Source organism: Streptomyces sp. NPDC058375 (assembly GCF_042723425.1).
GTDB classification, from domain to species: domain Bacteria; phylum Actinomycetota; class Actinomycetes; order Streptomycetales; family Streptomycetaceae; genus Streptomyces; species Streptomyces durocortorensis.
On the sequence record NZ_JBHXJG010000300.1, the window covers coordinates 1 to 8,024 of the forward strand.

An 8,024-nucleotide genomic window follows, 5' to 3' on the forward strand; every position below is an offset into this window, starting at 1 on the left:
CAGGCCGGAGGCCCCCAGGAGAAATCCTGGGGGCCTCCGGCCTTTCAGGACCAGACATCGGCTGACGGCGTCCGGCCGCCTCAACTATCGTGCGCCCGTGGATGACTCCTCTACCGGCAGTGGACCGCTGTCAGATGCCGAAGTCGCGCAGCTTCTCGATCTGCTGCGTCGTTACTGCGCCCACGATCTCGATCAGTGGGAAGCCCTGCAGACCGACACGCTGTACGGGCACGTCTACGTCCAGATGAGCCGGTCGCTGCCACCCGGTGAAGGGTCGGACGAGATGTTCCGGCCGTTCTAGACGGCCATGGCCCTGACCTGGCCGGTCAGGATGGAGTGACCCACCGGATCGGCGCGTGCCGTACAGCAGGGAGATGTGGAGCCCCCGGAGGAGGTCCGGGGGCTCCCTGCGTCCGGCCTGGGGCGGGCCCCGACCTCAAGCTGCCGTCACGCTCGCCCGCGCCCCCTCCGCCGTCACCCGGCGGCGGCGGGTCGGGAGGCCCATCGTCGGGTTCGCTACGCCCCAGGCCGCGGCCTTGCAGACCAGTTCCTTGTAGAGGGCGGCCGGGCGGCCGGTCAGGGCTGCGTTGACGGAGCGGTCGTCGGCGGTGACGTACTGGATTAGGCCCTCCTTGCGGCCGAGCGAGATGCACTGGTTGAAGTAGCGGGCCGAGATGGTCGGGAGCTTGGTGTCGGTGAGGCGGGCCGCGATGGCGTCGGCGGCCTGCCAGGCGGTGGGGACGCCCGAGGCGCACGACATGCGCAGCGGCTTGTCGCCGGGGCCGGCCACCAGGGCCGCGTCGCCGATGGCGTACACGTCCGGGTGGGAGGTCGAGCGCATGGTGGCGTCGACCACGATCTGGCCGGTGTCGCCGGTCGTCAACGTCGTTGCCCGGGCGAGGGGGTGGACCGCGAAGCCCGTCGTCCAGATTGTGATCGCCGCCGGGATGTCGCCCTCGGTGGTCGTGACGCGGTCGGCGTGCACGGCGGTGACGGTGGTGTGTTCGTGGGCGGTGATCCGGAGACCGGTGAAGACCTTCCGCAGGTGACGCGCGCCCTTGGGGGACAGCCAGTCGCCCAGTTGGCCCCGGGCGACCAGCGAGACGGCGAGGTCCGGGCGGGTCTCGGCCAGTTCCGTGGCGGCCTCCACGCCGGTGAGGCCGCCGCCGACGACGGTCACGGGGCTGCCGGGGGCGAGGGCGGCCAGGCGGTCGCGCAGGCGCAGGGCTCCGTCGCGGCCGGCGATCTCGTGGGCGTGCTCCGCGGTGCCGGGGACGCCCTGGGTGTTCCAGGCGCTGCCGAGGGCGTACACGAGGGTGTCGTACTCCAGGTCCTCCGGCTCCCCGGCTCCGTTCGCGTCGGTGACCGAGACCGTTCCGCGGTCCACGTCGACCCCGGTGACCTTCGCGAGCTTCAGCCGGACGCCGGTGCCGGCGAACATCTCCCGGAAGGGGCGGGGGCGCAGGTCCTGGCCCACCGCCAGTTGGTGCATCCGGACGCGCTCGACGAAGTCCGGTTCGGCGTTGACGAGGGTGATGGAGACGTCCTCGCTGCGCAGTCGCCTGGCGAGGCGGCCGGCGGCGACCGCTCCGGTATAACCGGCTCCGATGACGACGACGCGGTGCTGGTGGGAGTTCCGCTGCTGCATGTCCTGTACTCCTGTCTCGCGCGGTTTCGCCCCTTGAACCGGGCAGCCCCGCGTTTACTGACAGGCGTTGCGTGTGACGTGGGTCACATCTGTTCGGCGATGCGGACGAGCGGTTCCCCGTGGTCCCCGGCCGCCCACTGCCGCGTCGCGCGTTCTAGCTTGTCGGGGTTGGCCTGGTTACGGAACGCGGCGATGCCGTCCGCGGTGATCTCCAGGCACATCACGCCGATGACCCGGCCGTCGACGACGATCACCAGGGCGGGCAGCCCGTTGGCGGTCGATACGTGGATCTCCGCCGTGCCGCCCAGGAGATTGCGGGCGGCCTGGTTGGGGGTGAACAGGCTCCGCATGAACCTCGCGACGGCCACGGCCCCCTCGAACGGCCTGGTGCGGGCCGGTACCTTTCCGCCGCCGTCGCCGATCGCGACGGCGTCCGCGGTGAGCAGTTGGATCAGCGGTTCGGTCCGGCCGCTGGTGGCCGCCGTGAGGAACTCCTCGACGATCCGCCGGGCGGCGGCCTCGTCGATCTCGGTACGGGTCCGGCCCGCCGCGATGTGCTTCTTGGCGCGGTGGAACAGCTGCTGGCTCGCGGACTCCGTGGTGTCGAGGATCTCGGCGATCTTGCCGTGCGGGTACGCGAACGCCTCCCGCAGCACGTACACCACCCGCTCGTTGGGCGACAGGCGCTCCATCAGGGCCAGGACCGCGAACGAGACCGATTCGCGCTGCTCGACGGTGTCGGCGGGGCCGAGCATCGGATCCCCGGCGAGGAGCGGTTCGGGCAGCCACTGGCCGACATAGGTCTCGCGCCGGACGCGCGCCGAGGTGAGCTCGTTGAGGCAGAGGTTGGTGAGGACCTTCGTCAGCCAGGCCTCGGGGACCTCGATGCGGTCGATGTCGGCGGCCTGCCAGCGCAGGAACGTGTCCTGCACGGCGTCCTCGGCGTCGCTCGCCGAGCCGAGCAGACGGTAGGCGATGGCCTTGAGGCGAGGCATGGCAGCCTCGAACTGGTCCACCTGGATCCCGGTCAGCGCCATGGTCCGGATCCTAGCGGGAAGGGGAGGCGGCCGTTCGGAGAGGCGTGGGCGGGGTAGCCGACACAGTACGGGGCGTGCTGGACGCCCTTCTGTTCGGAGGTGGCAGATGGGCGCGAAAGGGCAGGCGTACAAAGGGCGTTGGCAGGATCAGTGGTGGGCCGTCGGGCTGTTGGCGCTGGTGATCCTGGTCGCCGTCCGGGTGGCGCTCAACGGCTGGTCCGCGTGGCCGGCGGCGCTGGTCGGCGGTGTCGTCTACGCCGGATTCCTGACGTGGCTCCTGATGCGGCGCAGGCAGCGGGACGCGAAGGCCGTGGGCACCGAGCCGGCCAGGGTGCCGGAGCTGGAGCGCCGTATCGCGAAGAACGGCGAGATGCCCGACGACCCGGCCGAGCAGGCGGCCATGGTCCGGCTGATCCGGCGGCGGGAGGAGAAGCTGCGACGCAACCAGCGATGGGCCTTTCCCCTGCTCGGGCTGATCTTCCTCGGGGTGCCGTTCCTCGGGTTCGCCTCCGGCAATGTGTCGGCGGGGCTCATGATGCTCGGCTTCGGCGTGGCGTTCATGGGCTGGATGATCTGGTTCAACCGGCGCTTCGTACGGCGCATGGCCGCGATGCGGCAGCGGATCGAGGGTGTCGGAGGCTACGCGTAGCATCCCCGGATGACGTGTGGGGTTCGGGCGGCCGGTGGCGGGTGGTGGTGCGACGGGGTGCGGTGGCCCGGACGCGCTCCCGAGCTGGGGTGGAGCAGGAGCAGGAGCAGGAGCAGGAGCAGGAGCAGGAGCAGGAGCGGTGACCGGCGGGTGAGCGTGCTCGCGTACGGGGCCGGCCTCGGGTTCCGGGCCCTCGGCGAGCGGCACTGCGTGGGGGCCCGGGGGAACGTGTGCCCGCTGGGGGCCGTGGTGCCGGGGCGCTCGACCGGTGGGCGGTGCGCCGAGTGCGCGCGGCTGGACCGGGCGCACTCGGTGGCCGCCGACACGATGGCGGACGACCCCCGGACGTACCGCGTGTACCTCGCCTGGTTCGGGCCCGGCCTGGTCAAGGTCGGGATCACCGGTGAGGAGCGCGGCGCGGCCCGGCTGCGGGAGCAGGGGGCCGTCGCCTTCAGCTGGCTCGGGCGCGGGCCCCTCATGGCGGCCCGGCGCACCGAGGAGGTGCTGCGGGCGGCCCTCGGGGTGCCGGACCGGATCCCGTACGCCCGGAAGCGGTCCGTGCGGGGGCAGTTGCCGGGTGGCGAGGAGCGGGCAGCCGAAGTGGCGGAGCTGTACGGGCGCGCCGCCGAGCTCGAAGGGCGCGGCTGGCCCGAGTCGTTGGAGCGGCTCCCTCTCGAAGTCGTCGACCAGGTGGGCATCTTCGGCCTCGACCGCGCGCCCGCGCCCGTCCGGTCGGTGCGGGAGCTGGTCGACGGGGGTGTGGTCGCGGGGCGGCTCGTCGCGGCGGCCGGGCCCGATCTGCACCTCGCGGTGGCCGGCGGGGGCGTCGTGGTGCTGGATACGCGGCTGATCACCGGGTGGGATCTCGTGGCCGTACCGGACGTGACCGTACCGGACATGGCCGTACCGGACGTGGCCGTACCTCTCCCCGTATCCGCCCCTGCGGCGGTACAGGACGATGTACGTGTCCCCCTCATCGACATCGGCGGCGGCGGTGTGCAGGGTGGGTTGTTCTGAACGATCTGCGAAAGGGCCGCGGATGGAAACGGGAAGCGATGACGTGGCGCGGTTTTGGGAGCGGCTCGGGCTGCCCGGGATCATCGACGTGCACACCCACTTCATGCCCGAGCAGGTCCTGCGCAAGGTGTGGGCCTACTTCGACGCCGCCGGGCCGCTCACCGGGCTGGAGTGGCCGATCACCTACCGGTACGAGGAGGAGCGGCGGCTGGAGCTGCTGCGGTCGTTCGGGGTGCTCCGGTTCACCTCGATGCTCTATCCGCACAAGCCCGGCATGGCCCGCTGGCTGAACGGCTGGGCCGCCGACTTCGCCGCCCGGACCCCCGACTGCCTGCACACCGCGACCCTGTTCCCGGAGGAGGGCGTGGAGGTGTACGTGAAGGAGGCCGTCGAGGCAGGGGCCCGGGTGTTCAAGTCACACCTTCAGGTGGGTGCCTACGATGCGAATGATCCGTTGCTGGACGCGGTGTGGGGGATGCTCGCGGAGGCCGGCGTCCCGGTGGTGATGCACTGCGGATCGGGGCCCGCGCCGGGGAAGTTCACCGGGCCCGGGCCGATCGGGCGGCTACTGGCGCGCCATCCCCGGCTGCGGCTGATCGTCGCGCACATGGGGATGCCGGAGTACGCGGAGTTCCTGGCGCTGGCGGAGACGTATCCGGAGGTCCGGCTCGACACGACCATGGCGTTCACCGACTTCAGCGAGCGGTTCAGCCCCTTCCCGGCGGCGGAGCGGGGGCGGCTGGCCGATCTCGGGGACCGGATCCTGCTCGGGACCGACTTCCCGAACATCCCGTACCCGTACGTCCATCAGCTCGATGCCCTGGAGCGGCTGGAGTTGGGGGATGCGTGGTTGCGGGCGGTCTGTCACGGGAACGCCGCCGAGTTGTTCCCCACCCCTACCTGACGACCGCCTGACGGTCGCTTTCTCAGGGAATTCACAGGAACGGGTCAGGCTTCTCTCACGGGTGCCTCACAGAGTGGGGCCCATGACGACGACGACCTCGCCCCAGGGGCGTACCGAACTGCTCAGGCCGGACCGTACCCCCGTACGGGTCCTGGTCGTGGACGACGAGGCTCCGCTCACCGAACTTCTCTCGATGGCCCTGCGGTACGAGGGCTGGGAGGTGCGCAGCGCCGGGGACGGGGCCGGGGCGGTGCGGGCGGCACGCGACTTCCGTCCGGACGCGGTGGTCCTGGACGTGATGCTCCCGGACATGGACGGGCTGTCCGTGCTGGGCCGGCTGCGCCGCGAGTACGCCGATGTGCCGGTCCTCTTCCTGACCGCCCGGGACGCCGTCGAGGACCGGATCGCCGGGCTCACCGCGGGCGGCGACGACTATGTGACGAAGCCGTTCAGCCTGGAGGAGGTCGTGGCCCGGCTGCGCGGGCTCATCCGCCGCTCGGGCTCGGCCGTCGCCGCCGGGCGGAGCGAGTCCACGCTCGTCGTCGGGGACCTGGTCCTGGACGAGGACAGCCACGAGGTGAGCCGGGGCGGGGACGCGATCCACGTCACGGCCACCGAGTTCGAGCTGCTGCGCTTCCTGATGCGCAATCCGCGCCGGGTGCTCAGCAAGGCGCAGATCCTCGACCGGGTCTGGAACTACGACTTCGGCGGCCAGGCCAACGTCGTCGAGCTCTACATCTCCTACCTCCGCAAGAAGATCGACGCCGGACGGACGCCGATGATCCACACCCGGCGTGGGGCGGGGTATCTGATCAAGCCCGGTGAGTAGGCGGGCGGGTGGGGGAAGCGGGGGAGTGCTGCGGCGGCCGTGGACCCTGCGGACGCGGCTCGTCGTCTCCGCCGTGTCCCTGATCGCCGTCGTCGCCGCCGTCATCGGGTCGGTCACCGCGATCGCCTTCCACAGCTACATGTACGGCAAGCTCGACGATCAGCTGCACTCCGTCGCCGAGCGGGCCCAGCGCCCGCCGGGCCCGGGTCCGCTGCCCCAGCCGGTGCGTGAGGCGGGCCCGCTCGGCTTCGTCGGCGGGGGCGGGCAGCCGCTCGGCACGTTCGGGGCCCTCCTCGGCGACGACGGGGACGGCGACGGGGACGGGGACGTCACCGCGTCGAAGGTCGTCGAGGACAGCGGGCTCCGCGCCCAGGAGAGCGCGAAGCCGCTGACCGGGGAGCAGCGGAGCGCCCTGGAAGCCGCCGTTCCGGAGACCGGTGAGGGGGCCCGGAGCGTCGACCTGCCCGGGCTCGGCGGCTACCGGGCCGAGGCCGCGACCACCACCGAGGGATACACCGTCCTCGTCGGCATCCCCACCGCCGAGGTGAGCGGGGCGCTGACGACCCTGATCGTCGTCGAGGTCTGCGTGACCGCCGCCGGGCTCCTCGCCGCCTCGATCGCGGGAACCGTGCTCGTCGGGGTCGCCCTGCGGCCGTTGCGCCGGGTCGCCGCCACGGCCACCCGGGTCTCCGAACTCCCCCTGCACAGCGGCGAGGTGGCCCTCCTGGAGCGCGTACCGGACGCCGAGGCCGATCCCCGTACCGAGGTCGGGCAGGTGGGCGCCGCGCTCAACCGGATGCTCGGGCACGTCGGTTCGGCGCTCATGGCCCGCCAGGAGAGCGAGACGCGGGTCCGGCAGTTCGTCGCCGACGCCAGCCATGAGCTGCGCACACCGCTGGCCTCGATCCGGGGGTACGCCGAGCTGACCCGCCGCGCCGGCGGGGGAGGGCCGGGCTTGGGGCCTGATCCGGCCGCCCGGCACACGGGGGCGGGCCCGGAACCCGACCCGGCGACCCGGCACGCGCCGGAGCGGGTCGATCCCGGCCCGGCGACCCGGCACGCGCTGGGGCGGATCGACGCCGACCCGGTCACCCGGCACGCGCTGGCGCGGATCGAGTCGGAGGCGGACCGGATGACGGGCCTGGTGGAGGATCTGCTGCTGCTGGCCCGGCTCGACGCCGGACGCCCGCTCTCGTACGGGAGCACGGATCTACTGCCGCTCGTCGTGGATGCGGTGAGCGACGCCAGGGCGGCGGACACGGGATGGCCGGATGCGGACACAGGAGGAGCGGGTGCGGACACGGGAGGACCGGATGCGGACGCCGTGCACCGGTGGCGGCTTGAGCTGCCGGAGGCCGCCGAGCCCGTGACCGTACGCGCCGATCCCGACCGGCTCCAGCAGGTGCTGGTCAACCTGCTCGCCAACGCCCGCACCCACACCCCGCCGGGGACCACCGTCACGGTCTCCGTGCGGCCTCCCGTACGCGGTGGGGGGCCGGTGACGCTGGAGGTGCGGGACAACGGGCCCGGGATTCCGGCGGAGCTGCTGCCGCATGTCTTCGAACGGTTCGCCCGGGGCGATGCCTCGCGCTCGCGCGGGGCCCGTACGGAAGCGGCGACCGGGTCCACCGGGCTCGGCCTCGCCATCGTGCAGGCCGTCGTCTCCGCGCACGGCGGGCGCGTACGGGTGGAGTCCCGGCCTGGCCGGACGGTGTTCGCGGTCGAGCTGCCGGGGGACGACGACACGATCCGCGCGGACTCACAGGTCGGGGACAGGCTCACCACACCGGCGTGACAGCGCGGTTGGCGAACGTCGGAGCCATGACCACCGACAGCAGCCTCCGGAGCGGCCCCGGAACGACCGGCCGCCGCAGTAGTAGCAGGGACGGCGGGGACGGCGGGTACGACGACCGGCTGCCGGGCCGGGAGCACCTCCCGGC

The 8,024-nt window shown here is 72.6% G+C and carries 8 protein-coding genes; 6 read left to right on the forward strand and 2 right to left on the reverse strand.

What is annotated here, in order from left to right:
* Positions 1-97: 97 nt before the first annotated feature.
* Positions 98-301 carry a hypothetical protein gene (locus tag ACFWM7_RS31305; protein ID WP_383267054.1) on the forward strand — a complete coding sequence of 68 codons (204 nt, stop codon included), beginning with the start codon at positions 98-100 and terminating at the stop codon, positions 299-301.
* A 135-nt stretch (positions 302-436) separates the two neighbouring features.
* On the opposite strand, the gene ACFWM7_RS31310 is transcribed toward ACFWM7_RS31305, so the two are convergent.
* A complete protein-coding gene (locus ACFWM7_RS31310) occupies positions 437-1,648 on the reverse strand; it encodes an NAD(P)/FAD-dependent oxidoreductase (RefSeq protein WP_383267056.1) in 1,212 nt (403 codons plus the stop codon).
* An 83-nt stretch (positions 1,649-1,731) separates the two neighbouring features.
* A complete protein-coding gene (locus ACFWM7_RS31315) occupies positions 1,732-2,685 on the reverse strand; it encodes an RNA polymerase sigma-70 factor (protein ID WP_383267058.1) in 954 nt (317 codons plus the stop codon).
* Positions 2,686-2,791: 106 nt separating this feature from the next.
* Between ACFWM7_RS31315 and ACFWM7_RS31320 the strand changes: the two genes are divergently transcribed.
* The 5 genes from ACFWM7_RS31320 (at position 2,792) to ACFWM7_RS31340 (ending at position 7,879) form a co-directional block, all read left to right on the forward strand.
* Positions 2,792-3,334, forward strand: a complete 543-nt coding sequence (locus tag ACFWM7_RS31320; RefSeq protein ID WP_383267060.1) for a hypothetical protein — start codon at positions 2,792-2,794, stop codon at positions 3,332-3,334.
* A gap of 156 nt (positions 3,335-3,490) precedes the next feature.
* The gene (locus tag ACFWM7_RS31325) at positions 3,491-4,351 is read left to right on the forward strand and encodes a DUF2797 domain-containing protein (protein ID WP_383267069.1); all 861 of its coding nucleotides are present in this window, start codon (positions 3,491-3,493) and stop codon (positions 4,349-4,351) included.
* A 22-nt stretch (positions 4,352-4,373) separates the two neighbouring features.
* The gene (locus tag ACFWM7_RS31330) at positions 4,374-5,255 is read left to right on the forward strand and encodes an amidohydrolase family protein (protein ID WP_383267063.1); all 882 of its coding nucleotides are present in this window, start codon (positions 4,374-4,376) and stop codon (positions 5,253-5,255) included.
* An 82-nt stretch (positions 5,256-5,337) separates the two neighbouring features.
* Positions 5,338-6,084 carry a response regulator transcription factor gene (locus tag ACFWM7_RS31335; RefSeq protein WP_030576233.1) on the forward strand — a complete coding sequence of 249 codons (747 nt, stop codon included), beginning with the start codon at positions 5,338-5,340 and terminating at the stop codon, positions 6,082-6,084.
* Positions 6,085-6,109: 25 nt separating this feature from the next.
* Positions 6,110-7,879 (forward strand): sensor histidine kinase, encoded by a 1,770-nt coding sequence (locus ACFWM7_RS31340; RefSeq protein WP_383267066.1) that lies wholly within the window; start codon positions 6,110-6,112, stop codon positions 7,877-7,879.
* The last annotated feature ends 145 nt before the right edge of the window (positions 7,880-8,024 follow it).